Annotated in this window: 19 protein-coding genes and 1 riboswitch; of the genes, 5 read left to right on the forward strand and 14 right to left on the reverse strand. The window is 65.1% G+C overall.

Translation table 11 applies throughout. From position 1 onward, the window contains the following. Positions 1-2 precede the first annotated feature (2 nt). Positions 3-2,903, reverse strand: a complete 2,901-nt coding sequence (locus tag AC3G2C_RS07360) for a bifunctional diguanylate cyclase/phosphodiesterase (RefSeq protein WP_488383980.1) — start codon at positions 2,901-2,903, stop codon at positions 3-5. Positions 2,904-3,159: 256 nt separating this feature from the next. Here AC3G2C_RS07360 and AC3G2C_RS07365 point away from each other — a divergent pair, with 256 nt between their 5' ends. Further along, positions 3,160-4,080, forward strand: coding sequence for a hypothetical protein (locus AC3G2C_RS07365; protein WP_488383981.1), 921 nt, complete (start codon positions 3,160-3,162; stop codon positions 4,078-4,080). Between the two features lie 73 nt (positions 4,081-4,153). On the opposite strand, the gene AC3G2C_RS07370 is transcribed toward AC3G2C_RS07365, so the two are convergent. From AC3G2C_RS07370 to AC3G2C_RS07390, 5 genes are all read right to left on the reverse strand, one after another. Beyond that, complete coding sequence (locus tag AC3G2C_RS07370; protein ID WP_488383982.1) at positions 4,154-5,056, reverse strand: DUF4097 family beta strand repeat-containing protein; 903 nt, start codon at positions 5,054-5,056, stop codon at positions 4,154-4,156. A gap of 19 nt (positions 5,057-5,075) precedes the next feature. Then, positions 5,076-5,519: a hypothetical protein gene (locus AC3G2C_RS07375; RefSeq protein WP_488383983.1), complete on the reverse strand. Its 444-nt coding sequence runs from the start codon at positions 5,517-5,519 to the stop codon at positions 5,076-5,078. Then, on the reverse strand, positions 5,516-6,064 hold the full coding sequence (locus tag AC3G2C_RS07380; RefSeq protein WP_488383984.1) for an RNA polymerase sigma factor: 549 nt from the start codon (positions 6,062-6,064) through the stop codon (positions 5,516-5,518). Before AC3G2C_RS07380 ends, AC3G2C_RS07375 begins: the two co-directional genes overlap by 4 nt. Positions 6,065-6,190: 126 nt before the next feature. Then, a complete protein-coding gene (locus AC3G2C_RS07385) occupies positions 6,191-7,972 on the reverse strand; it encodes a phosphoenolpyruvate carboxykinase (GTP) (protein ID WP_488383985.1) in 1,782 nt (593 codons plus the stop codon). Positions 7,973-8,212: 240 nt separating this feature from the next. After that, complete coding sequence (locus AC3G2C_RS07390; protein WP_488383986.1) at positions 8,213-8,791, reverse strand: TetR/AcrR family transcriptional regulator; 579 nt, start codon at positions 8,789-8,791, stop codon at positions 8,213-8,215. A 125-nt stretch (positions 8,792-8,916) separates the two neighbouring features. On the opposite strand from AC3G2C_RS07390, the gene AC3G2C_RS07395 reads away from it, so the two are divergent. From AC3G2C_RS07395 to AC3G2C_RS07405, 3 genes are all read left to right on the forward strand, one after another. Then, the gene (locus AC3G2C_RS07395) at positions 8,917-9,807 is read left to right on the forward strand and encodes an alpha/beta fold hydrolase (RefSeq protein WP_488384276.1); all 891 of its coding nucleotides are present in this window, start codon (positions 8,917-8,919) and stop codon (positions 9,805-9,807) included. 43 nt (positions 9,808-9,850) lie between these two features. Then, positions 9,851-12,322, forward strand: a complete 2,472-nt coding sequence (locus AC3G2C_RS07400) for an acyl-CoA dehydrogenase (protein ID WP_488383987.1) — start codon at positions 9,851-9,853, stop codon at positions 12,320-12,322. Between the two features lie 116 nt (positions 12,323-12,438). Next, entirely contained in the window at positions 12,439-12,909 is a 471-nt protein-coding gene (locus AC3G2C_RS07405) for a hotdog fold domain-containing protein (RefSeq protein WP_488383988.1), read from the forward strand. A gap of 1 nt (position 12,910) precedes the next feature. On the opposite strand, the gene AC3G2C_RS07410 is transcribed toward AC3G2C_RS07405, so the two are convergent. From AC3G2C_RS07410 to AC3G2C_RS07445, 8 genes are all read right to left on the reverse strand, one after another. Then, positions 12,911-13,906: a diguanylate cyclase domain-containing protein gene (locus AC3G2C_RS07410; RefSeq protein ID WP_488383989.1), complete on the reverse strand. Its 996-nt coding sequence runs from the start codon at positions 13,904-13,906 to the stop codon at positions 12,911-12,913. Further along, positions 13,903-14,472, reverse strand: a complete 570-nt coding sequence (locus AC3G2C_RS07415) for a chemotaxis protein CheB (protein WP_488383990.1) — start codon at positions 14,470-14,472, stop codon at positions 13,903-13,905. The genes AC3G2C_RS07410 and AC3G2C_RS07415 overlap by 4 nt, the downstream gene beginning before the upstream one ends. Before the next feature lies 1 nt (position 14,473). Then, positions 14,474-15,340, reverse strand: a complete 867-nt coding sequence (locus AC3G2C_RS07420) for a CheR family methyltransferase (protein ID WP_488383991.1) — start codon at positions 15,338-15,340, stop codon at positions 14,474-14,476. After that, entirely contained in the window at positions 15,337-18,987 is a 3,651-nt protein-coding gene (locus AC3G2C_RS07425; protein ID WP_488383992.1) for a response regulator, read from the reverse strand. The genes AC3G2C_RS07420 and AC3G2C_RS07425 overlap by 4 nt, the downstream gene beginning before the upstream one ends. Before the next feature lie 94 nt (positions 18,988-19,081). Further along, positions 19,082-20,002: a CPBP family intramembrane glutamic endopeptidase gene (locus tag AC3G2C_RS07430; RefSeq protein ID WP_488383993.1), complete on the reverse strand. Its 921-nt coding sequence runs from the start codon at positions 20,000-20,002 to the stop codon at positions 19,082-19,084. 144 nt (positions 20,003-20,146) lie between these two features. Further along, a complete protein-coding gene (locus AC3G2C_RS07435) occupies positions 20,147-21,748 on the reverse strand; it encodes a peptide chain release factor 3 (RefSeq protein WP_488383994.1) in 1,602 nt (533 codons plus the stop codon). Positions 21,749-21,865: 117 nt separating this feature from the next. Continuing rightward, entirely contained in the window at positions 21,866-22,528 is a 663-nt protein-coding gene (locus tag AC3G2C_RS07440) for a M24 family metallopeptidase (RefSeq protein WP_488383995.1), read from the reverse strand. A gap of 46 nt (positions 22,529-22,574) precedes the next feature. Then, entirely contained in the window at positions 22,575-22,931 is a 357-nt protein-coding gene (locus AC3G2C_RS07445) for a DUF1304 domain-containing protein (protein ID WP_488383996.1), read from the reverse strand. A 253-nt stretch (positions 22,932-23,184) separates the two neighbouring features. Here AC3G2C_RS07445 and AC3G2C_RS07450 point away from each other — a divergent pair, with 253 nt between their 5' ends. After that, positions 23,185-23,973, forward strand: a complete 789-nt coding sequence (locus AC3G2C_RS07450; RefSeq protein WP_488383997.1) for a hypothetical protein — start codon at positions 23,185-23,187, stop codon at positions 23,971-23,973. A 126-nt stretch (positions 23,974-24,099) separates the two neighbouring features. Continuing rightward, positions 24,100-24,216: riboswitch (SAM riboswitch) on the forward strand. Positions 24,217-24,298: the final 82 nt, after the last annotated feature.

Below are 24,298 nucleotides of genomic sequence, written 5' to 3' on the forward strand. Positions count from 1 at the left end.
TGTCAGGGGAGGGCGAAGTGGTGCTCTCGTTGCAGCCACACCTCGGCCATCTTGGGCGTAGCGAACAGGAAGCCCTGGCCATAGCGGCAACCGATGCGTAGCAGTGCCTCGCGCTGCTCCTCGTCTTCGATACCCTCGGCAATGACTTGCATCTGCAGCGAGTTGGCAAGCGCCTGGATCGCGCGTACCACCGCGGCACTGTGCCCCCCTTCACGCGTGAGCTCCACAATGAAGGACCGGTCGATCTTCAGCGTCTCGATGGGGTACTGGTGCAGGTAGCTGAGCGATGAGTAGCCGGTGCCGAAATCGTCCAGCGCGATGCTGACGCCATGCGAGCGCAGGTTGTCGAGCATGCGCTTGACCTGGATGGCGTTCTCCAACAGGGCACGTTCGGTCACTTCCACGCGCAGGCAGCGCGGCGGCACATTGTGGGACTGGATGAGATCCAGTAAGCGCTTGTCCAGGTCCGGTGAGCGGAAGTGCCGGCCAGACACATTGATGCTGACAAAGCCATCACTGCCGGCCAGCGCCTCGGTCTGGGCGCACACCTGATCGAAGATCTGCCAGTCGATGCTTTCGGCGCAACCGCTCTCCTCGGCCACGGCAAGGAAATCCGCGGGCGTCAACAAGCCGCGGTCGGGGTGGCGCCAGCGCAGCAACGCTTCGTAGCCTACGGTTCGGCCCGTCTGCAAAGCCACGATGGGCTGGTAGAACGGCACGAACTCGTTACGGCTCAGGGCGCGGCGCAGGTCACCCTCCATCTCCAACAGCGACAGCGCCTCACGGCGCAGGCGATCGTCGAATACCGCGGCGCGGTGGCGGCCCTCGTCCTTGGCGCGATACATCGCCGCATCGGCGTCGCGCAGCAATTCCTCGGGCCGCTGATAGTGCGGGCTAGGCAGGGCGATGCCGATGGAGGCCGAGGTGAAGATCTCCTTCGCGCCCAGGCGGAACGGCGTCTGCAGCTCGTCGATGATGCGCTCGGCGATGAGCAGCGCCATCTTGGGGTCGGTAATGCCTTCGGCGAGCACGGCGAACTCGTCGCCGCCAAGGCGAGCCACGACGTCGCGCGTCTTCAGGCAGGCGCGGATGCGGCCGCCGACCTGGAACAACAGATCGTCGCCCACCAGGTGACCAACCGAGTCGTTGATTACCTTGAAGCGATCCAAGTCGATGAACAACACCGCGAACAGCTCTTGCGTATCGCCGTGATAGCGCTGCAATGCCTGCTCCAGACGCTGCAACAACAGCGTGCGGTTCGGCAGGCCGGTGAGCGAGTCGTGCAGGGTTTCGTACTTGAGCCGGCGCTCCACGCGCTCGCGCTCGGCGATCTGCTCTCGCAGGTCGCGGTTGGCCAGCGCCAGCGCGCGCGTGCGTTCGGTGACGCGACGCTCCAGCGTGGCATAGGCTTGCTTGAGCGATTCGGTGGTGTGCTTTCGTTGCAGCGCGTTGGCGACGTGGTAGCCCACGAAGGTGAGCAGCTCCTGGTCGCGCACATCGTAAGTGTGCTCTGGCGAATAGCTCTGCACCGCCAGCACACCCATGGCGCGATCGCCCCAGATCAGGGGCACGCCCAGCCAGCACACCGAGCGCGATCCGCGATGGGTCAATTCGCCTTCGCGCTCCAACCTATCGAATTCGTCTGGGTTGGCCAGCAACGGCTTGGCGTGGCGAAGTACGTATTCGGTGACGCCACGGCCGTGGGCGCGAGGCAGGCGCACCGTGTCGAACTCATCTACGGAATAGGGAAAACTGAGGGTTTTCTGCTCTTCGTCCAGCAGTGCGATATAGAAATTACGCGCATAGAGCAGCCCGCCAATCACACGGTGAACGGCGGCATAGAAGTTGTCCAGGCTTTCCGAGGCATTGGCCAGTTCGGCGATACGGAATAGCGCCGCCTGCAGGCGCTCTCCGCGTTGGCGCTGCAGCACTTGTTGGCGCAGCACACGATTGGCCTCGCGCAGCGCGGCGGTGCGGCTGGATACACGGCGCTCCAATTCCTCGTGCGCCTCGCGCCGCTCCAGCGCGGTCTGCACGTGCTTGGCGACGTAGCTGAGCAATTCGCGGTCGTGCTGCGTGTAGTGAGTGTCTTCCCGATAGCTCTGCATCACGATGCCGCCGACCACACGGCCATCGCGCAGCAACGGCACGCCCAGCCAGTGCTCGCACACCGGCCCCAGCAAAACGAAGCGTCCCTTGAACTGCTCGGTGAGCTCGGCCACCGAGCCCATGATGGGCTGGCCGCTCTGCAGGAGATTCCAAGTCAGGCTGTGACGCATTTCCTGCAGCGGCACGGCCTGATCCGGAGCGGGCGGATCCTTGTCCATGGTGTCCACGTAATACGGAAAGCGCACCGTATCGGTGGCCGCGTCGTACAACGCGATATAGAAATTCTCCGCGTACATGAGGCTGCCGAGGATGGCATGCAGCGAATGCATCATCTCGGTCATGTTGTGCTCGGCGCCTGCCTGGTCGGCGATGGCGTAGAGCGCGCGCTGCAAACGTTCCGCTAGCGCCAGACGAGAAATGGCCTCGTACAGGCGGGAGGTTTCGGCCAACTGCCGCAGGCGCGCGGCAGCGAGGCGACCAAGCCAGGCCAGTTGTTCCTGAGGGGCATCCGGTGTGGCGTCGGCAGGCAACTCCAGTACCAGCGAGCGCAGACCCTGGGGATCTTCGGCCAAATCCAGGTGGCGCGCCGCGCTGCCCTCGGGCATCGGGTCGCCGAGCAGGCGCCAGTGCAGGCGGCCCGGGACGCCCAGCTCGCCCAGCACCGCCTCGCAGATCTCCAGCACGCTGGCGGCATCCGTCGCGCGAAACAATCGTTCCACAGCGGCATGCATGGCCGAGACGCTGCCGTCTACGGACCATTGGGCCGGCGTGTTGCTGGTAAAAGCGGAGGTCATCGGTCGCAGCGGATCCGTGCGTGGTCGACAAAGCGGACTATATAGCGCCTCCATTCAGCTTTGTCGCTGGGTATGCCGTATGGGGAACCCTTACCGCTCAAAATTGTCAAAAAACCGTGATTTCGAGCCAAGTACTACACCTATTTTGAGACCTGGGCAGGTGTTAGTAAAAAGTAAAACTGTGGTAGCCTATAACCCATCGTCTCTGGGAGGGGGCGACCCGTTCCGTTCACTGGTCCGAGAGGGCTGCGCGTCCATGCGTCGTTGGTTGCTGTCATTGCCATTGCTGTTCATGCCGTTCGTAGCGGCAGGGCAGGTTGCGGGCAGCGATTCGTACGATGTAGCGAATCGTCTGTTGATGCAGAAACCGGATCAGGTGGCGCAAGTGGGTCCTGGTGTGGCTGTGCCTCTGTGGCGTGGCGCCGATGGCCGCTGGCTCGCTCTGCAGGCACGTGCGGATTCGCTGGCGAGTGCTCAGCGCGCCGATGCTCCTCTCCAGTTCCGTGTCGTGGATGCGGCCACGGTGTTGTCCACCGATGTGCAATACGGCCTGGGGCCGAATCTGCAGGCCCATGTGGGTGTCAGCGAGCGCAACTGGGCCAATAACCAGGCGCCGCGCGTGATCGGTAGCGAAGTGGGTGCCACTTACAGTGCGGGCCGCTACAGCCTGGGCCTGAGCGTGGGTGCAGACACCACGCCTGGCAATAACGCCACCCTGCCTCGCCTGTTGCCGGGTGCCACGCCTGGCGTCAATGGCTTGTCCGGGTTCGACAGCAGCACTCAGCTCAACGCGCATGGCCGTTTGGCCCTGGACAGCAAGAGCGGCATCGATCTGGGTGCCAGCGTTGGCCGCGTGCGCTTGTTGCCCGGCAACCTGCTGGGTATCAGTACGTTGGACCAGAAAGCACTGAGCTTTGGCGTGGACCGCGGTCCTCTGAGTGGCGCCATCATCGGCCGCACCATGCAGCCGGAAGCCGGTGTGCCGGGCGCGGGTTACAACCCCGACCGCCGCTGGAGCAGCATCGACCTGGGCGTTACTTGGCGCTTGCCCTGGCAGGGTCAATTGAGTATCGGCGCGCAGAACGTGTGGTCTTCGGGCAATGGCCTGAACACGCCGGCCGGCCCGGAGCCAGATCAGTCGCGTACCCCGTACGTGCAGTACCACCAGGATCTCTAAGCGCACTTTCATCGAGCGCTGCCAACAAAAACGCCGGGCTAAGCCCGGCGTTTTTTGCATCTAGCATTGGCGGTCAGTCCTGGCGTCGTACGCGCAGGTCGCCACTGAAGGTTTCGATGTTGACCTTGCCGTTGCCACCGCCCACGGTGGTGCGCAGCTCGCTGCCGGGGCCATGTTCCACCTTGGAGACGGTGCCGAAATCGCTGCGCAGATCACCGCTGAAGGTGCTTGCGTGAATGACGGCCGAGGTGCTGGAGGGAAACTGCACCTGCACATCACCGCTCATGCTATCCACGTCGAAGGTGCCGCCGTTGGCAAGTCCGCCGTTGAGCTGCACGTCGCCAGACACGGTGCTGAGATTGAGCTTGCGCCATGGACCGCCACCAGCGCGGATGCGGCCCGATACCGTTTGAAGCTCTGCCTCGTTGCCAACGTTGGGAGCGAGTATGTCTCCGCTGACCGTTTGCAGATTAACGCGCTCGGCGCTGCCGGCGAGCTCCAGGCTGCCGCTCACGCTTTCCAGCTCCGCCAGGGGCGTGCGCACGTTGACGCGCGCCTTGCCGCTCACTGTGTTGGCTTTGATCTTGCCGCCTTCCAGGCCATCGATGCTCAAGCCCGCGCTGACCACGTCCACGCTGAGCGAGGCGCCCTTGGGTACGCGCACGTCCAACGAAGTGGCGCCCATGGAGTTCTCGCTGCCCCAATTGAACCAACCGGACTTGCCCTGCGACTGCACCTTGATGGTGAGGTCGTTGTTGTTGCCGTCGATGGTGAGCGGCCGGGCACCATCGCCAAGCCGGCCTGTGACCTGCACCTGGTTGCGGTCCCAGGCGGTTACGTTCACTTCGCCTTTGACGTTGCTGATGCTCACGCGCACGTTGGGCGCGGCATCGTGGTTGAGGTTGATGGGCGTATCGGCCAGGGCCTGGCCGATCGACAGGCAGAGCAGGGCGGGAAGGATGATGGCGGTTTTCATGGTGAAGGCTCCGCTGGACTCAACCAGCCTGATGTTCCATCTGACGCAATTGCGATTGTTGCTTCTGCGTGCGGTACAGCAAGCGCTGCAGCGCCGGAGAATCGGGTGCCTGTTGCATGGCTTGGCGCAGCTCCATGCTGGCGGCGTCCAGTTCCACGGCGGCGCCGGCAAGGCGCGGATCGTTCGGCCGCCAGCGCGTATCCACGGCGTGCGCATCGGCCATGCCTAGCTGCAGCGGTCGATCGCGCAGATGCACGGCGAGGCTGCCGGCGAACAGCGATAGCCCGGCGAAGCTCGCGGCCAGCAACCAGCCCTGGACGTGCTGCGTACGGTTGCGGCGGGTGACTGGCGCGGTGGCGGCCGGGCCGTCCAGCGACGCCTCGATGGCGGACCAAAGGTCGCGTCGTGGCGACACCGGTTCGCGCAGGGCGCGGGTCTGGCGGAGCCATTCGAATTCGTTCATGAGCGTTCTCCCAATACCTTGCGCAGCAGGCCGCGGGCGCGATGCAGCTGCGCCTTGGACGAACCTACCGCCATGCCGAGTTCGGCACCGATTTCTTCGTGTCGCCAGCCTTCGATGTCGTGCAGCACGAGTACAGCCCGCGCGCGCGGCGGCAGTTTGCCGATCGCACGTTCCAGTTCTTCGCGCTCGGCGGCGCAGAATGGCGTGTCGCCGCGATCGGGTATGTCGTCCTCGTCCATCGTGCTGACGGGGTCGGCGCCGCGTGATCGGATATCCATCAGGGCGACGTTGACGGCGAGGCGATACAGCCAGGTGCCAAAGGCGCTGTCGCCGCGAAAGCCGTCGAGCTTCTGCCAGGCGCGCACGAAAGCGTCCTGGGTGAGGTCTTCGGCGCGGGCGTGGTCGAAGCCAGCGAGGCGATACACTGCGCCGTAGACGCGATCCACATGCAGCCGGTAAAGGCGCTGGAATGCCATGCGATCACCGGCCGCGGCGGCGCGAACGTCGTCCGTGTCCGGATGGTCCGCGGCGGGCGCAGGCGGCATGGTCTTTCCGTTGGCGGGGCAGGCGGCGATCATCTTGCCAGCTTGGATGCGCCCGCGTGCGGCAAGGTTTAGATGACCGCGCAATACACCCACCGGCCACGAGGTGGCCGGTGGGTTGGGCGTTGCTCAGGAGGCGAGGGCGGCGCGAGGCGCTTCGTCGGCCTCGTCCAGCGCCCTGGCGACGCGCTGTTGCTCGTCGTGAAGCTGCTGCGGCATGCGTGCGCCGAAGCTGCGCAGGTACTCGCCGATGGCGGCCAGTTCGGCCTGCCAGCCGGCCTGGTCAACATGCAGCAAGGTGGCCACGGTCTTGGCATCGAGCGCCAGATCGTCGAGCTTGAGCTCACCCTGTGCCGGCAGCGTGCCGATGGGAGTGTCCACGCCGGTGACCTGGTTTTCCACGCGCTGGATCATCCACTCCAGCACGCGCAGGTTGTCGCCGAAACCCGGCCACAGGAAGCGACCGTCGTCGCCCTTGCGGAACCAGTTCACGTGGAAGATCTTCGGCAGCTTGGCGCCCGGCTGGTCGAACGACAGCCAATGGCGGAAGTAGTCGCCGTAGTGGTAGCCGGCGAACGGCTTCATGGCCATCGAGTCGCGACGCAGCACGCCGACGGCGCCGGTGGCGGCCGCGGTGGTCTCCGAGCCCATCGCCGCGCCCACCAGCACGCCGTGCGCCCAGTCCTTGGCCTCGAACACCAGCGGCACCAGCGACGGCCGGCGGCCGCCGAACACGATGGCGCTGAGCGGTACGCCCTGGGCGTCTTCCGCGTGTGCCGACCAGGTAGGGCACTGCTTGGCGCTTACGGTGAAACGCGAGTTGGGGTGCGCGGCCGGGCCGTTGGCGGGGTCGTACGGACGCCCCTGCCAGTCGGTGACCGGCGTGCCCGGCAAGCCTTCCCACCAGGGCTGGTTATCGGCGGTGACGGCGACGTTGGTGAAGATGGTGTCGCGCGCGATGGTGGAGAGCGCATTGGGGTTGGTGCCGTCGCTGGTGCCCGGCGCCACGCCGAAGTAGCCGGCCTCCGGGTTGATGGCGTAAAGGCGGCCGTCGGCGCCGGGGCGCATCCAGCAGATGTCGTCGCCCACGGTCCACACCTTCCAGCCGTCCCGGCGATAGCCTTCCGGCGGAATCAGCATCGCCAGGTTGGTCTTGCCACAGGCCGACGGGAACGCGGCAGCGATGTAGTGCGTGTCGCCCTTAGGGGTCTCGATGCCCACAATGAGCATGTGCTCGGCCAGCCAGCCTTCGGACTTGGCCTGGTAGCTGGCGATGCGCAGCGCGTGGCACTTCTTGCCGAGCAGCGCGTTGCCGCCGTAGCCGGAGCCATACGACTTGATGGTCAGCTCTTCAGGGAAATGCATGATGAAGCGGCGCTCGGGGTCGAGCTCGCCGGTGGAATGCAGGCCCTTTACGAAGCTGCCTTCGCGCTCGATACGCGCCTGCGCGGCGGCGCCCATGCGCGTCATCGTGCGCATGTTGATCACCACGTAGGGGCTATCGGTGATCTCCACGCCGCAGCGGGCCAGCGGCGAGTCGATAGGGCCCATGCAGTACGGAATGACGTACATGGTGCGGCCTTCCATGCAGCCTTCGAACAGCGCATCCATCTTCGCGTGCGCGTCGGCGGGTGCCATCCAGTGGTTGTTCGGGCCGGCGTCTTCCTCATCCTTGGTGCAGACGAACGTGAGGTGTTCCACGCGGGCCACGTCGGATGGGCTCGAGCGGTGCAGGTAGCAGCCCGGATGGGTCTGCTGGTTGAGTTCGATCAGGTCGCCGGTCTGCAGCATCTGCTGCACCAGCGTCTGGTATTCGGCGTCCGAGCCGTCGCACCAATGGATCTGGGCAGGGCGGGTCAATGCCGCTACCTCATCCACCCAGCGCTGCAGTGCCTCCAGCTTGCTCGACATCACGTTCCTCACAATGGTCTTAGGCCAAAAAAGAACAGAAACGCTAACTTACGGCGACTGGCATGGCAAGTAGGGGTGCAGCAAAATGGTAACTGGGCGCACCATAAATCGTCGACTACACCGCCGCTTAGAACGTTGATTGCAGACCACTTGGGGAGGTGGACTACCAGTGGTCAGCGCATAAAAAAACGCCGCCCGAAGGCGGCGTTCTGGCATGGCTTAATGCTGCCTCGGCTGTGCTCAAGCAGGCGTGAGCGTACGGATCATGTGCTCCACGTAAGCGTCAAACTCGTCGTGACTGATGCGCGGCAGGCCTAGTGTGAAGTTGAGCTGCAGGAAGCCCACATACGCCGCATAGGTGAGGCGCGCCCGGTTGAGCGCTTCCTCGGCGGGCAGGCCCGCTTCGCGATAGATGTTGGTGAGGAACTCCATGCGACGCTGCGAGACGCGCGCCATCACCGGCACCACCTGCGGATGGTCCAGCGCCTTGAGCAGGGCGGCGTATACGCGGTGCGGGGCCAATTCGTGCGCCACGCGGCGGAACAGTTCCGGCAGGCGTGCGCGCGGGTCGGGCATGGCTTCGATCTGCGAGATCACCTCGCGTTCACCGTACTGTTCCCAACGCTCAAGCGCGGCTTGCAGCAAGGCTTCGCGTGTACGGAAGTGCCAATAGAAGCTGCCCTTGGTTACGCCAAGCTGGCGGGCGAGGGCTTCCACGGCAAGCGCGCCGACGCCTTGGTCGGCAATCAGCTTGAGTGCGGCATCTTCCCAGTCTTCGGCGGAGAGACGGGTGCGTTCGGGTTTAGCGCTGACATTCATAGTGGCATGGTAGCCCTAGACGGCCGCTTTGCAATCGGCGTTCCCGCAAGTCGTTGAATTGGCGCGGGGTGCCTACCTTGCAATGCGTATTGACGGAGGGGAAAAGCGCCCACATACTCATGCGTATGGTACCCCATCCCCAAACCGAAAAGATCGTGGAGTCCGTGTCCGCCGCCGATGGCGTGGCATTGGCGGTGGAAGTGCGCAACCCGACCGGGTCGCCAACGCTGCTGTTCGCCCATGGTTTTGGCCAGGCCAGAGGCGCGTGGCGTGGCAGCGCCGCGGCCCTGGCAGCCAGTGGTTGCCGCTGCGTCACCTTCGACAGCCGCGGTCATGGCGAGAGCGCCCGCGTGCCGGGTGGCGATTACCACATGGAACAGTTCGTGGGCGATCTGCGCTTGCTGGCCCATCGTGAGCTGAGCAAGCCGATTCTGGTGGGCGCCTCGATGGGCGGCTTGCTGGGCCTGGTGCTGGCTGGCGAGGTCGATCCGGAGGCATTCCGCGCGCTGGTGCTGGTGGATATCACCCCGCGCTGGGAAACCGCCGGCGTGGAACGCATCCTCGCCTTCATGCAGGCGCATCCCGATGGCTTCGACAGTTATGCGCATGCCGCCGAGGAAATAGCCAAGTACCTGCCGCACCGCGCCGAACGCAAATCCGAAGACCAGCTTCGCCCGCTGCTGCGCGAAGGCCGCGATGGGCGACTGCGCTGGCACTGGGACCCGGCCCTGCTGGGTGGCCTGGTCAGCGAGAGCGAGCGCTACCAGCCCCGCTTGATGGCCGCGGCCGCCAAGGTGCGCGTGCCCGTGCTGCTGCTTTCCGGTGGTCGCAGCGACGTGGTTTCACGCGACAACGTGGAGGAGTTCATGCGCCTGGTGCCGCATGCACGCCACGTGGAGCTGCCGCGCGCTACCCATATGGTGGCGGGCGACGCCAACGATGCATTCACCCGTGAGATCGCAGGCTTTGTCGGCGAGCTCGCGACCCCTGGTCGCCGTGACGCGGCTACCGCATGAAGTGTTCGAACCGACAAGTCGTCATCGTAACGAGGTGTAAGTGATGTCCGTGATCCTGACCCTGCTGGCGGCGCTCATCGCCACCGGCGCCTGTGCCTACCACCGCGCTAGTCTGCGCACGTGGGCCATCGCCACGGTGATCACCACCGTCGTGGTCGGTCTGCTCGCCGGTGCGCCGTGGACCACCTTCATCCTGCTGGTGATCGAACTGGCCGTTGCCGTGCCGCTGCTGATGGACGGTTTCCGTCGCAAGCAGATCAGCGCGCCGCTGCTGAAGATGTTCGCCAAGGTCACGCCCAAGCTCTCTGAAACCGAGCAGACCGCGCTGGAAGCGGGCACGGTCGGCTTCGAGGGCGAGCTGTTCTCCGGCAAGCCGGACTGGCATGAGCTGCTCAAGCAGCCCAAGCCGGTGCTGAGCGTGGAGGAGCAGGCCTTCATGGACGGCCCGGTGGAAGAACTCTGCGGCATGATCGACGACTGGCAGATCACCCACGAACTGGCCGACCTGCCGCCGGAGGTCTGGGCCTTCGTCAAGAAGCACAAGTTCTTCGGCATGATCATTCCCAAGCAGTACGGCGGCCTGGGTTTCTCCGCGCTGGCGCACTCGGCGGTGCTGCAGAAGCTCGCCACCATGTCGGCCACTGTGGCCTCCACCGTGGCGGTGCCCAACTCCCTGGGCCCGGCGGAACTGCTCCTGCATTACGGCAGCGACGAGCAGAAGAACTACTACTTGCCGCGCCTGGCCGTGGGCGAGGAAATTCCCTGTTTCGCGCTCACCGGCCCGTATGCCGGTTCGGACGCCACCTCCATCACCGACTTCGGCGTGGTGTGCAAGCAGGTGGTCGATGGCGTGGAAACGCTGGGCATGAAGCTCACCTTCGACAAGCGCTACATCACGCTGGCGCCCATCGCCACCGTGGTGGGCCTGGCCTTCCGCCTGTATGACCCGGACAAGCTGCTGGGCGACAAGGAAGACCTGGGCATCACCCTGGCCCTGCTGCCGCGCAGCACGCCGGGCCTGGAAATCGGCCGTCGCCATTTCCCGCTGAACATCCCGTTCCAGAATGGTCCGCTGCACGGCAAGGACGTGTTCGTGCCGCTGTCGGTGCTGATCGGCGGCCCGCACATGGCCGGCCATGGCTGGCGCATGCTGGTGGAATGCCTGTCGGTGGGTCGTGCGATTTCGCTGCCCTCCAACGCCACCGGCGGCGTGCGCGCCGCCGTGGCCGGTACCGGTGCGTATGCGCGCATGCGCAAGCAGTTTGGCCTGTCCATTGCCCGCTTCGAGGGCGTGGAAGAGGCGCTGGCCCGCATCGGCGGCCTGACCTATGCCACGGCCGCGCTCTCGCGCGCCACGGCGGCGGCGGTGGATCGCGGCGAGAAGCCGGCGGTGCCGTCGGCCATCGCCAAGTACCACGCCACCGAGTGGGGCCGCACCATCGCCGGTGACGCGCTGGACGTGCACGGCGGCAAGGGTGTGCAGCTGGGTCCGAAGAACTACGCCGGCCGTGCGTGGCAGGGCGTGCCCATCGCCATCACAGTAGAAGGCGCGAACATCATGACGCGCAGCCTGATGATCTTCGGCCAGGGCGCCATCCGCTGCCATCCTTATGTGCTGAAGGAAATGCAGTCGCTGTCGATCGCCGATTACGGCGACCGCCTGAAGACCTTCGATCGCGCGCTGTTCGGCCACATCGGCTTCGGCATCTCCAACGCCGTGCGTTCGTTCACCCTGGGTATCACCGGTTCGCGCATCGGCGACACCGCCGGCGACGCGTACACCCGCCGCTACTACCGCAAGCTCAACCGCTACTCGGCGGCGCTTGCGCTGTGCGCGGATACCTTCATGGGCGTGCTCGGCGGCAAACTGAAGTTCAAGGAGAAGCTGTCCGCCCGTCTTGGCGACGTGCTCAGCTACCTGTACATCGCCAGCGCCATGCTCAAGCGCTATGAGGACACCGGGCGTCCGGAAGCGGATCGCCCGCTGCTGGCCTGGGCATTCCACGAGTGCATGTGGCGTACCCAGATGGCCCTGGATGGCGCCATCCGCAATTTCCCGGTGAAGCCGGTGTCCTGGCTACTGCGTGCGCTGGTGTTCCCGTTCGGTCGCCGCGAAGTGCCGCCGTCCGATCGCCTGGGTCGTCGCGTGGCCGCCATCATCACGGCGCCGGGCGAAGCTCGCGATCGCCTCACCGAGTGGGCGTACCTCACGCCGACCGCGAACAACACCATCGGCCGCATGAATGCCCTGCTGCCCGACGTGATTGCCGCCGAACCGGTGGAGCGCAAGTTCGGCAAGGCGCAGAAGACCGGCCAGTTCAAGTCGCACGACTACAACGGCCAGTTGGCCGAGGCACTGCAGGCTGGCGTGATCAACGCGTCCGAGTTCGAACTGCTCAAGCGTGTGCGCGATGGCGTGGCCGAGTTCATCGCCGTGGATGATTTCGATCCGTCGGAGCTGCGCGCCGCGGTAACCCGCGCCGACCGCAAGAAGAAGCTGGCCGACGCGGCTTAAGTACCTCCAGCGCCCTGGCCACGGCCAGGGCGCTGTCGTTTCGCCGTCGCGCGAAACATGTCCTTCAAACACATGCATGGGCGTCGCCATCGCGTCGCCCCCAAGGGAGGTTTGCCATGAGTCAGGCGCTGTCGCTCTATCGCAAGCTGGTTTCCCTGCCCGGCGGGCGCTGGCTCTACGGGCGGCTGATCTGTTTCAAGGCACCGTACTTCGCCACGATCCGGCCGCACTTCGTGGCGTTGGAGCCGGGGCGCTGCGCGGTCGACATTCTCGACCGCCGTCGTGTGCACAACCATATCGGCACGGTGCATGCCATTGCGCTGTGCAACGTGGCCGAGCTCACCGCCGGCATGATGACGGATGTGAGCATCCCGCCCAGCATGCGATGGATACCCAAAGGTATGACAGTGGAGTACCTCGCCAAGGCGGTAGGCACCATGCATGCCGAGGCGACGCCCGAGCGACCTGCGGTGGAATCGACCAGCGGCTACGAATGGCCGGCGTTGGTGAGCGTGCGCGACGGACAAGGGCAGGAGGTGTTTCGTGCCCGTATCCACATGTGGGTATCGCCACGCCGCGGCGGTTGACTCACTTGGCAAGCACGCAACGGTTCTTGCCCTCGGCCTTGGCCTGATACAGCGCGTGATCGGCGGCCTGGATCAACTCTTCGTCGCCCCCCATGCCGATGTGCCACACGGCGATGCCGATGCTGGCACTTACCTGGGCATGGAATGGACCATGTCGGCCCTCCAACGCATAGGGGGCGGCCAGCGCCGCGCATAGCTGCTGACAGCGCTGCATGAGAGAGGGGACGTCGCTGAGGTCTTCCGCGATGAGCGCGAACTCGTCGCCGCCTAGACGCGCCACGGTATCGTTTGCGCGTACATGACCGCTGAGCCGACCGGCGATGGCTTTGAGCAAAGCATCGCCAGCGGGATGGCCGTGGCTGTCGTTCACACCTTTGAAGCCGTCGATATCCAGCAAGGCGAGCGCGAAGTCCGCGCCATGGCGCGGGCTTCGCTGCATGGCGGTGAGCAGGCGATCATGGAACAACATGCGGTTGGGCAGCCCGGTCAGCATGTCGTGCGTGGCCTGGTGGCGAATCTGTGCCTCGATGCGCTTGCGTTCGGCGATCTCGTCGCTCAGCTGCTGGTTACGCTCGGACAGCGTATCCAGCGCAAAGCGAAGTTGCGCACGCGCCGCGTACAGATCAAGAAACACGCGCACCTTCGATTGCAGGATGACGTCGTTGATCGGCTTGGCGATGTAGTCCACCGCACCGAAGCGATAGCCTTTCAAGCGATTGATGTCATCGGCATAAGCGGCGGTGACGAAAATGATCGGCGTTTCGCGCATCTGCTCGGTTTCGCCCAGCAAAGACGCCACTTCGAAGCCATCCATGTCGGGCATGTTCACGTCGAGCAGGATCAACGCGAACTCGTGATCCAGGCACAGCGCCAGCGCTTCGTTGCCGCTGGCGGCTTCGAACAGTTGGGCGCCGCTGTCGGCCAGCAAGTGACGCATGGCGACCAGGTTGGCGGGCGTGTCGTCGACGACAAGAATCTTGGGTACGGCAGGCGTCATGGCAGGCACAATCGGTTGAGCAGCGGCGCGATAGCCGCCAGGGGAAGGCAATGGTCGGCGCCTGCGCGACGAAGCGCAGCCTCGGGCATGGCGGGGACTTCGGCATCGGCGGGGTCTTGCACGATCGCGCCGCCGCCATGGCGGCGAATCTGCCGAAGCCCCTCGGCGCCGTCGCTGTTGGCACCCGTGAGCACGATGCCCAGCAGACCGTCCCGATACGCTTCCGCCGCCGATTCGAATAGCACGTCGATGGAAGGGCGCGCAAAGTTCACCCGGGCGTCTACCGACAAGGCAAAGTGATGCGAGGGCTCGATCAGCAGGTGATAGCCGCTTGGTGCGACGTGGATCATGCCGGCACGCACCGGTGCGCGTTCATGCGCTTCGGCGACGGGTAGCGTGGCATGGTTGGCGAGCAACTCGCATAGCACGTCCACCGTGGCCGATCCCGTGTGGCAACACACGACGATGGCTTGTGGCAAGCGAGGGTCGAGGCCCGCAAACAGCGACTCCAGCGCGGCGAGCCCACCTGCGGAACAACCAATCGCGATGGCCTGCGGCGTGCGCATGTCAGTCCCGCGATACGCCGCGCGCGCCCAGGCGATAGATGCGCAGGGCGCCATCCACGGGTGTGAACTCGGTCGCCGATGGCGCGAAATCGAGACTTTCACGGGTGCCCAGACAGAGGAAGCCGCCGCGCACGAGGCTGTCGCGAAACAGCGCCAGAGTGCGGTCCTGCAGTGCGTCGGAGAAATAGATCAGCACGTTGCGACACAGCACCAGGTGCGCCTCGCAGAACACGTCGTCGGTGACCAGGTTGTGGTTGGCGAAGATCACGTTGCGGCGCAGGCGCTGGTCGAGCTTGATCAGTTCGTAGCGTGCGCTGTAGTAATCGGCCAGCGTATGGCTGCCGCCGGCGGCCAGGTAATTGCGCGACCACAGCTGCGCTTCCTTGGCGTGGTAGATACCTTCCTGGGCGTGGCGGAGCGCGGCTTCGCTGAAGTCGGTCGCATAGATCTGGGTGCGCTCGTACAGGCCGGCCTCTTCCAGCAGAATGGCGAGCGAATACACCTCCTGCCCGTAAGCGCAGCCGGCCTGCCAGATGTTGATCTGCGGATAGGACGCGAGCACCGGAAACACCTGCTCGCGCAGTGCGCGGAACACGTCCGGATCGCGGAACATCTCCGAGACGGGCACGGAAAGACCTTCCAGCACCACCGGCAGGAACCCCGGTTCGTGCAGCAGGCGATCGGTCAGGGCGGTAATGGTGCCGGTATGCTGTGCGTGGCTGAGCTGACGAACGCGCCGCTTCAACGATGCCGGCGCGTACTGGGTGAAGTCATAGCCGTGGCGCAGCTTGAGCGCGCGCACGAACAACGCGACCTCGATGTCCTCGAGTTCGGTGTCGTCGATGGGGGGCTCTTCGTCCACGCTCATCGATGCAGCCACACGCGCAGCATGGACGACAGCTTGTCGATGTCGATCGGCTTGGACAGGTAATCGTTGGCGCCGGCCTCCAGACATTTCTCGCGATCGCCGCGCATGGCCTTGGCGGTGAGCGCGATGATGGGCAGCTTGGCGAGACGGGGCTGGGCACGCACCTCGCGGATGGTGTCGTAGCCGTCCATCACCGGCATCATGATGTCCATCAGCACCACTTCGATGTCGTGCTGCTCGGCCAGCGTCTTGAGCGCCTTCTGGCCATCCTGCGCCATGGTGACGTTCATGCCCCAGCCGCGCAGCACCTTGGACAGGGCAAACAGGTTGCGCATGTCGTCGTCCACCAGCAGCACCTTGCGGTCACGCAGCTCGCCGCCGGCAGGGGCGGGCGCGGCCGCGGTGGAGGCCGCCGGCGTGATGGGGCGCCCGTCGCGAATGCTGTGCAGGAAGAGGCTCACCTCATCCATCAGGCGCTCGGGCGAGCGCGCGCCCTTGATCACGATGCTGTCGGTGTACTGGCGCAGTCGCAGGCTTTCTTCACGGCTCAGCTCGCGGCCCGAATAGACCACCACCGGCGGGATCTGCCCGGAGGCCGAGAGATGCTCAAGGAACTCCATGCCCGACATGCCGGGCAGGCCAAGATCGAGCACGATGCAGTCAAAGGTGGTGTCTGCCATGCGTTCCAGCGCGTCCTCGGCACTGCCGGCTTCGTCGATGGTGACGTCGTCGTGGCGCAGCAGGGTACGCAGTGCGGCGCGCGCGTCGGCGTCGTCATCCACGATCAGCAGATGGCGGGTGTGGCCTTCGGCAAAATGCAGCAGGCGTTCGAAGGCGGTGCCGATCGCCTCGCGGCTTACCGGCTTGGTGAGAAAACCCACCGCGCCAAGTTCGCGACCACGGCTGGCTTCGTCCACCGCGGAAATGAAATGCACCGGAATATGCCGGGTGGCATGGCTTTCCTTGAGTCGTTCGATGACGGTCCAGCCGTCCATGCCGGGCAGCATGACGTCGAGCAGGATGCCGGTGGGGCGGAAGCGCGAGGCCAGTTGCAGGCCCGATTCGCCATCGGCGGCGGCAAGTACGCGATAGCCCTTGCGATGCACCATGTCGGCCAGGATGCGTGCGAACACCGGGTCGTCCTCGATGATCAGGATCACCGTATCGTCGGCGCTGATGCTTTCGCGATCGTCCTCGATGGCATCCGGCAACAAGGCGCTGGTGAGCGCCGCGCGAGTGGTTGCGTGCTCACCGTTGGGACGCGGGCTGGGCGTGCTCTCGGGGGCGCCGGCGGCGCGCTCGGGCAGCAGCACGGTGAAGGTGCTGCCGTGACCCTCTTCGCTGTGGAGCTGGATGTCACCACCCAGCAGCTCGGCGATGCGCTTGGAGATGGTCAGGCCCAGGCCGGTGCCGCCGTACTGGCGGCTCGTGCTGGCATCGACTTGCTCGAACGCGGTGAAGATGCGCTGCAGCTTCTCGGCGGGGATGCCGATGCCGCTGTCGGTGACGGCAATGGCGATGACACTCTGGCCCTGCAGGGAGGCCGGCAGCACGTCTACCGGGCTGGGGCGCCCGATGCGCACGCTCACGCGGCCCTGATGCGTGAACTTGAAGGCGTTGCCGATCAGGTTATTGGCAACCTGTTCCAGCTTGGCCGCATCGGTGTAGAGCGAGTCGGGCAGGCCGGGCTCGATCTCGACGCGGAAGTCCAGCTGCTTTTCCTGCGCCACGTGGGCGAAGGTGCGGCGCAGCGTGCGCTCCAGGTCGGCCAGCGGGAACTCGCCCAGCAGCAGCTCCATCTTGCCGGCTTCGACCTTGGACAGGTCGAGGATGTCATTGATCAGGCGCAGCAGGTTGCTGCCCGAGTCATGGATGATGCGCGCGGATTCGATCTGCTCGCCATCCAGATTGCCTTCGCGATTCTCGGCCAGGCTGCGCGAGAGGATCAGCAGACTGTTGAGCGGCGTGCGCAGCTCATGCGACATGTTGGCGAGGAACTCGGACTTGTACTGGCTGGCGCGCGCGAGTTCTTCGGCCTTCTCGTGCGTTTCGCGCTGCAGGATCTCCAGCATGTGCTTTTGCTGGTTGAGCGTATCGGTCTTCTGGCGCAGCTCCTCGTTGGAGGCTTGCAGTTCTTCGGTCTGCACGCGCAGCTCTTCTTCCGAGGCGAGCAGGCGTTGCGATTGCTCTTGCAGCTCTTGTGTCTTGGCGTTGAGCTCTTCGTTGGTGGCCTGGAGATCCTGCTGCTGGCGGCGCAGGGCTTCTCCGGATGTGCGCAGTTCGTCGGCCTGCTGGCTGGTGCGCTGGAGCAGATCCTGCGTGCGCAGCGCGCGGCCGATGTTCTCCAGTGATAATGAGGCTATCGGCAGCAATTCGTCGAGAAGCTTTCGTTCCGATTCGGACAGATGCTGAAAGCTGGCCAGTTCCAGCACGCCAAGTAGCTTGTCACGCAGCAGCAATGGCAGCACGGTGACTGCGCGCGGTGTGGCTTCGCCTGTACCAGAATGAATGCGCACGTAGTCGTCGGGCACGTCTTGCAGCGTGATGGGTTTGCGCTCTATCGCGCATTGGCCCACCAGGCCCTCGCCCACGCCGTATTCGGTGCTCAGATGACGACGTTGCTGGTAGCCGTAGCTGCCGAGCAGATGGAGTTTGTTGGCCGACTCGTCATGGGCATAGAACACGCCCACGCCGCCGCCCAGCAAGGGCACCAACGTACTGGTGAGGCGCTCGGCGAATTCGCGCGGGGTGCCGACCGTCTGCAGTTCGCCGGCGATCTGCGATACGTTGGATTTCACCCAGGTTTGCGACGAGGTCTCGATCGCCATCTGCTTGAATACCTGCAGCGCACGGGCGATCTCGCCGATCTCGTCCCGGCGCTCCAACTCCCGGATGTCCACTGAGTGATCGTGGTCGGCCAGGCGCGTCATCAGGTCGGTCATGCGACGGATCGGGCGTGTAATGAGGCGGAAAGTCATCACGATCACCAGCCCACCGAACAGCACGCTGAGCAGCATGGTGGCCCAGGTGACAACACGCACCTCCATCACGTCGGCGCGCTGGGCGGCTTCGCGCTGGTCGAGCAGGGAGAGTTCAGTGCTGTCCATCTGTTGGATCAGGGCCAGCAGATCGGCCATTAGTACGGAGCGGTGATCCAAATAGCTCTGTTGGATATGTAGGCGTTGCTGAGCGGCGTCGGCCGGGTCAGCCGCCTTGATCGCCTCCATGGGTGCGATGCCATACTGCGTAGCCTCCGTTTTCCAAACTTTGCTCATCCGCTCCAACTGGTCCAGGCGGCCCTGTTGGAGCGGGTTGTCGGCGGTGAGTTGACGGACGGCGGCCAGATTCTGGTCCAGTTCGCGGTTGGCCTTGTCGAACGCGGCGAGGTCGGAGGATTGCTGGCTGAGCAGGTAGCCGCGTGCAGCGATCTGGCTATCCTGCAGTGACTCGACGACGTCATCGAGCTTGGCGCGCACCTCGTAGGTATGGCGCGACCAGTGCCAACTCTCGCTTTGGCGTCCCACGGATTGCAGCGTCACCACGCTGCATGCAACGAACAACACGACAAGCAGGCCGATCGCTATGAAGATCTTGCGCTGCATTGGCTGGTGCGCCAGCCAGGAATATCGAGATGAGGTAGAGGCCATGCGTGATCGTCGTTCGTTTAGGCCTGGGGCGTCCTGCCGGGCCGGGGCGGTGGCGGTCAGGGTATCCCCTGCCAAGGTGAAGGCGGTAGCAAGGTCAGGTGTGAGCTAAAGGTGCGTTACGACGCCAGCTCGGCGGCAGGATGCGCCCTTGGCGCAAGGCGATCACCAGCAGTAGCGCGCTGACCGCGGTGCAGATGATCAGGGCGACGACCGAGGCTTCCGCACCAAAGACGCCGCCGCTCAGCCAATCCGGGCCGCTGCGTTCGGAAACCAGCCAGCCATGGGCGGCCGTGCCGGAAACGGGGATGCCAAAAACTGTGCCTTGCATCACGTTCCAGGCGGCGTGGAGGCCAACGCAGGTCCACAGCGAGCGAGTGACCAAGTAGAGCAGGGCGAGCAGGATGCCCGCTTCGATGGCGATGGCCAGCGAGCTCCACATCGTGGCGCCGGGGTTGAAGATGTGCGCGGCGCCGAAGAACAGCGCGGAGATCGCCAGCGCCCACCAGGTGCCCAGGCCTTCTTCCACGATGCGGTAAAGCACGCCGCGCGTGATGATTTCTTCGCCGATGCCGGCGCCCAGGCCCGTGGTGAGCAAGGCCGGTACCCAGTTCACCTCGGGGTTGGTGCCGGTTACGTGGTAGCTGCCTGCCAGCCAGAGCACCAGCACCACGGCGCTGAAGATGGCCGCGCCCAGCAGCAGGCCCGGGAGGCCGCGGCGCGGCAGGTCGCGCCAGGCGAGTTCGCGTACGGGGCGGCGTTCCACGGCCTTCACCAGTACCAGGTAGGCGCCGATGGCGGGAATCAGCTGCATCAGCATGATGCCCAGCGCGCGCAGATTGGGCGAGCCGCCGGGGCTAAGCAGGCCGAGCGCGCCCACGCTGGCGGAGACGACCTTGAAGATCACGAAGTACAGCGCGGCGAAGAAGACGATGCGCGCCAGTGGCGAGAACACCATGCGCCGCTGCCATAGCGTGGCGTTGGGCGGAGTGACAAAAGCGACTTGTCCGGCTTCCATGTAAGGCATATCCCCTGATTGATGCGGGGAGGGTAGCAGCCCCATCGTCAGTGGCGACAGTCGGATGCCCGACTTTCTGTTTGGCAAAAATGAAAGGCCGCGCCGAAGACGATCGGCGCGGCCCCGTTTGTAGCGATAGATGGCTTACAGATCGACCGACGTGGCGTGCTCGCGCGTGGCGGAGAATCGCACGGCCGGCGAACGCTCCTGCGCCAGTTGCAGGTTCACGCGCGAGGGCGCCAGGTAGACCAGCTCGCCAGCGGCATCGACGGCCAGGTTGTTGGCGTTCTTCTCGCGGAACTCTTCCAGCTTCTTGGCGTCGTCGCAGTGCACCCAGCGCGCGGTGGCCACGGTCACCGACTCGAAGGTGGCGTCCACGCCGTACTCGTCCTTCAGGCGGTAGGCCACCACGTCGAACTGAAGCACGCCCACGGCGCCGAGGATCAGGTCGTTGCTCATCAGCGGACGGAAGAACTGCGTGGCGCCTTCCTCGGAAAGCTGGGCCAGGCCCTTCTGCAATGCCTTCATCTTCAGCGGATCGCGCAGGCGCGCGCGGCGGAACAGTTCCGGCGCGAAGTTGGGGATGCCGGTGAAGCTCACCATCTCGCCTTCGGTAAAGGTATCGCCGATGCCGATGGTGCCGTGGTTGTGCAGGCCGATCACGTCGCCGGGATAGGCGTTTTCCACGATTTCGCGATCGCTCGCCATGAAGGTGAGCGCGTTGGCAATGCGCACATCCTTGCCGGTGCGCGTCTGCATCATCCTCATGCCGGCGCTGTAGGTGCCCGAGCAGACGCGCATGAAGGCGATGCGGTCGCGGTGCGCCGGGTCCATGTTGGCCTGGATCTTGAACACGAAGCCGGTGAGGGCTTCTTCTTCCGGCTTCACTTCGCGTGTGAGCGTGGCGCGCGAGCGTGGCGAAGGTGCGTGCTCCACGAAGAAGTCCAGCAGCAGCTGCACGCCGAAGTTGTTCACCGCCGAGCCGAAGAACACCGGGGTGAGCTTGCCGGCCAGGTACTGCTCCACGTCGAACGGATGCGAGGCGCCCTGCACCAGCTCCAGTTCGTCACGCAGCTCGGCCAATGCCTCGGCGCCGATGGCCGCTTCCAGGCCCGGGGCGTCGAGGCCCTTGAAGATGGTGGAGTCCTGGCGCGTGAAGTTTTTGCCCTGCTCGAACAGATGCACCTCGTCCAGCAGCATGTGGTACACGCCCTTGAGGCGCTTGCCCATGCCGATGGGCCAGGTGAGCGGGGCACAGGCAATGCCCAGCACCGACTCCACTTCGTCCAGCAGCTCGATGGGCGAGCGGCCTTCGCGGTCGAGCTTGTTGATGAAGGTCATGATGGGCGTATCGCGCAGGCGACACACCTCCATCAGTTTGATGGTGCGTTCTTCCACACCTTTGGCGCAGTCGATCACCATCAGCGCGGAGTCGACGGCGGTGAGCACGCGATAGGTATCTTCGGAGAAGTCCGCGTGGCCCGGGGTGTCGAGCAGGTTGACGATGCGGCCCTCATAGGGGAACTGCATCACCGAGGAGGTGACCGAGATGCCGCGCTCCTTTTCCAGTGCCATCCAGTCGGAGGTGGCGTGGCGAGCCGCCTTGCGGCCCTTCACCGAGCCGGCCATCTGGATGGCGCCGCCGAACAGCAGCAGCTTTTCGGTGAGCGTGGTCTTGCCCGCGTCAGGGTGGCTGACGATGGCGAAGGTGCGGCGGCGGCGGGTTTCGGTGAGATGCGTGGACATGGCAGATTCTGGGCTCGCGAACCGGCCATTGTACCAAGGGCGGCGGCACCCCGTTCTGGTGGGGCTGGGCGGCTACGAACCGGGGCCGCGCCCGCTGGCGGGCTCGGCGCGGGCGCCTCAGCGGGTCAGCAGATCCTCGTAGAACGCGCCAAAGGGTTCGGTGGGGTGGGTGATCTGGATTTCCAGAATCCACAGCCCGCCGCTGGGGCGCTCGCCGAATTCGCCCAGGTCGCCGGCCTTGTGCACGGCATGCGGGAAGTCGCTGACGCGATGCCCCTTGATCTCATGGTGCAGGCGCCAGCCCATGGCCTGGGCCTGCTGCTGGGCGAAGGCGTAGAGGGCCTCGCCGCTCAGTCCCTGCTCGCGCCAGGCGGTGGCGACGCGCTCGTGCAGCCGGCGGGCCGCATCGGCACAGGCCTGCTTCTCGGGCGCGTGCCCGGTCACGAAGGTGTCGCCGACGTCGCCCTCATGGCCATCGAAAACCAGGCCCAGGTCGATGAAGTAGATGTCGTTTTCGCCCAGCCGTACGCCGGGCTCGGAGCGTTCGCGGTAGGTCTTGGTGGTGTTGGGGCCGATGCGGATGATCACCGGGTGCCACAACCGCTCCATGCCCAGCGCGGCGAACACCTCGGCCGCGGCCGCACGCGCCTCGTCCTCGCTGATGCCCGGGCGCATGCGCTGGCGGATGCCTTCAAGCGCCGCCCAACTGCGTTCGCGGGCGTACTGCATGAGGGCGGAGTCGAAACGGTCGCCGACCGCTTCCTGGGGGAGTGGCGTCATGGGTACGGAGTCTCAGGGAAGCCAGGGGATGGTACGCCCGGCCGGATCAGGCCAGGGCCATCAGGATAAGCCCGATCAGTGCCGGCAGGCCCTGGATCCACAGCACCTTGCGGGTGGCGGTAAAGCCACCGTAGATGCCGGCCACCAGCACGCAGCCCAGGAAGAACAGGCTGACATCGCGTCCGGCCGGGCCCAACCACAGGCTCCACAGCAGGCCGGCGGCCAGAAAGCCGTTGTACAGGCCCTGGTTGGCGGCCAGTACCTTGGATTGTTGTGCGAACTCCTCGCTCAGCCCAAAGGCGCGGCGGCCGGAGGGCCGGGTCCACAGGAACATCTCCAGCACCAGGAACCACAGGTGCAGCAGGGCGATCAGCAGGACGACGGCATGGGCGAGAAGAGACATGGGCGGCACGGTTGGCGATACAGGCGCGCAGTGTCGCAGCGACGCGGCGTGCATTCCAGCGCCATCCTTCGGGCTGGCGGGGCCGGGCGGAGATCGTGTGCGGGCTCTTACCACTTTCAGCCGATGGCTGGCGGCGTTGGCCCGGCGTACGGTCGTGGGGCTGGGTCCAGAAGGGACGCATGCCCGGGTGACAGCGATGTCCGCGGGGGAGGGCAGAGCCTGGCCTCACCTCATTCCGCGGGGAAACGTCGCCATGAAGACTTTACTGTGCGCGGGCCTGCTGGCCCTTGTGTGTCCGCTCAGTGCGCTGGCGCAAAGCGCCTTCGACGGCACCTGGAAGATCGACACCGGGCAGGTGCAGTTACCCAAGAAGCCCGACGTGATCGTGCTGCAGAACGGTCGCTATGAGTGCAAGACCTGTGCGCCGGCGATCGACATCAAGGCCGATGGGCAGGATCAAGCCGTCACGGGCCATCCGTACTTCGACAGCCTGTCCGTCCAGGTGGTGGACGAACACACGGTCAAGGAAACGCAGAAGAAGAACGGCAAGGTGGTCGGCACAGCCACCACCACCATCGCGCCCGACGGCAAGTCCGGCCATTTCGAATTCACCGACAGCAGCAACACCAACGCCGACCCGGTGACCGGCAAGGGCGACCTCAAGCAGGTGGCGAAGGGGCCGGCCGGTTCCCATGCGATCTCCGGCTCGTGGTTGACCACGGACCTCTCCAACTTCTCCGATAACGGCCTGCTCTTCACCTACAAGATGGCTGACGGGCAGCTCAGCATGACCACGCCCACCGGACAGTCCTATCAGGCCAGGACCGACGGCAGCGAGGCGCCCTACAAGGGTGATCCGGGTATCAGTAGCGTCACCGTCAAGCAGATGGGCAAGGACACCCTGGTGGAAACCGACAAGCGCAGCGGCAAGGTCATCGCCATCATCCATTCCACCGTGGCGGCCGACGGCAAGACCATGAAAGTGACTTTCGACGACAAGCTGCGCGGGCAGGCGGTCTCCTATGTGGCGGTGAAGCAGTAAACGATCGTTCAGTGCGCGCCGCAGGCCGCATGGCGGCGCGCTTTGAGCCAGGTAGGTCGATGCCTATACGCCTAGACGTTTAGACGTCTATTGACATGGCTATTCCGTAGCCGCTAGATTCTCCTCTACTCATCGAGACCGGCGGAGGGACAGGCCCTTTGAAGCCGGGGCAACCTGCGGAGCAGTTCCGCAACGGTGCCAATTCCTGCGGCGGCGCTTCCGGCGCCAGCCGCGAGATGAGGGCAAAACCACACCGCCGCGATCCCGCAGGCTGTGTATTGCTCTCATCTCCGGTCCGCAGGTCGATGCCGACCGGAGAAGAGCC

Source organism: Frateuria sp. sgz306004 (assembly GCF_057750885.1).

Excerpts from the sequence above, each read along its gene's own strand:
- AC3G2C_RS07430 (WP_488383993.1), bottom strand. The coding sequence starts at position 20,002 with ATGGAAGCCGGACAAGTCGCTTTTGTCACTCCGCCCAACGCCACGCTA.
- AC3G2C_RS07380 (WP_488383984.1), bottom strand. The coding sequence starts at position 6,064 with ATGCCGCCTGCGCCCGCCGCGGACCATCCGGACACGGACGACGTTCGC.
- AC3G2C_RS07425 (WP_488383992.1), bottom strand. The coding sequence starts at position 18,987 with ATGGCCTCTACCTCATCTCGATATTCCTGGCTGGCGCACCAGCCAATG.
- AC3G2C_RS07420 (WP_488383991.1), bottom strand. The coding sequence starts at position 15,340 with ATGAGCGTGGACGAAGAGCCCCCCATCGACGACACCGAACTCGAGGAC.
- AC3G2C_RS07435 (WP_488383994.1), bottom strand. The coding sequence starts at position 21,748 with ATGTCCACGCATCTCACCGAAACCCGCCGCCGCCGCACCTTCGCCATC.
- AC3G2C_RS07450 (WP_488383997.1), top strand. The coding sequence starts at position 23,185 with ATGAAGACTTTACTGTGCGCGGGCCTGCTGGCCCTTGTGTGTCCGCTC.
- AC3G2C_RS07395 (WP_488384276.1), top strand. The coding sequence starts at position 8,917 with ATGGTACCCCATCCCCAAACCGAAAAGATCGTGGAGTCCGTGTCCGCC.
- AC3G2C_RS07400 (WP_488383987.1), top strand. The coding sequence starts at position 9,851 with ATGTCCGTGATCCTGACCCTGCTGGCGGCGCTCATCGCCACCGGCGCC.
- AC3G2C_RS07385 (WP_488383985.1), bottom strand. The coding sequence starts at position 7,972 with ATGTCGAGCAAGCTGGAGGCACTGCAGCGCTGGGTGGATGAGGTAGCG.
- AC3G2C_RS07365 (WP_488383981.1), top strand. The coding sequence starts at position 3,160 with ATGCGTCGTTGGTTGCTGTCATTGCCATTGCTGTTCATGCCGTTCGTA.
- AC3G2C_RS07375 (WP_488383983.1), bottom strand. The coding sequence starts at position 5,519 with ATGAACGAATTCGAATGGCTCCGCCAGACCCGCGCCCTGCGCGAACCG.
- AC3G2C_RS07390 (WP_488383986.1), bottom strand. The coding sequence starts at position 8,791 with ATGAATGTCAGCGCTAAACCCGAACGCACCCGTCTCTCCGCCGAAGAC.
- AC3G2C_RS07360 (WP_488383980.1), bottom strand. The coding sequence starts at position 2,903 with ATGACCTCCGCTTTTACCAGCAACACGCCGGCCCAATGGTCCGTAGAC.
- AC3G2C_RS07440 (WP_488383995.1), bottom strand. The coding sequence starts at position 22,528 with ATGACGCCACTCCCCCAGGAAGCGGTCGGCGACCGTTTCGACTCCGCC.
- AC3G2C_RS07370 (WP_488383982.1), bottom strand. The coding sequence starts at position 5,056 with ATGAAAACCGCCATCATCCTTCCCGCCCTGCTCTGCCTGTCGATCGGC.
- AC3G2C_RS07445 (WP_488383996.1), bottom strand. The coding sequence starts at position 22,931 with ATGTCTCTTCTCGCCCATGCCGTCGTCCTGCTGATCGCCCTGCTGCAC.
- AC3G2C_RS07415 (WP_488383990.1), bottom strand. The coding sequence starts at position 14,472 with ATGCGCACGCCGCAGGCCATCGCGATTGGTTGTTCCGCAGGTGGGCTC.
- AC3G2C_RS07410 (WP_488383989.1), bottom strand. The coding sequence starts at position 13,906 with ATGACGCCTGCCGTACCCAAGATTCTTGTCGTCGACGACACGCCCGCC.
- AC3G2C_RS07405 (WP_488383988.1), top strand. The coding sequence starts at position 12,439 with ATGAGTCAGGCGCTGTCGCTCTATCGCAAGCTGGTTTCCCTGCCCGGC.